Consider the following 206-nt stretch of genomic DNA (forward strand, 5'->3'; position numbering starts at 1 on the left):
ACCATCACAAATGAATATACACCAGGTAAGACAACGGCAACAGTAACAAAACAATGGGACGATAAAAACAACCAAGATGGTAAACGTCCAAAATCCATTGAAGTAGCATTATTAGCCGATGGCAAAGAAACAGGAAAGACAATTACATTAAATGAAAGTAACAATTGGACACATACGTGGACAGACTTAGCAGAAAAAGCTAAAGG

Annotated in this window: 1 protein-coding gene; it reads left to right on the forward strand. The window is 36.9% G+C overall.

Features of this window, described 5'->3' with window-relative positions; translation table 11 throughout:
• On the forward strand, positions 1-206 hold a 206-nt coding region (locus tag CD111_RS09960; RefSeq protein ID WP_142380952.1), incomplete at both ends, for a Cna B-type domain-containing protein.

Origin of the sequence: Mammaliicoccus stepanovicii (assembly GCF_002902525.1) — a bacterium.
GTDB classification, from domain to species: domain Bacteria; phylum Bacillota; class Bacilli; order Staphylococcales; family Staphylococcaceae; genus Mammaliicoccus; species Mammaliicoccus stepanovicii.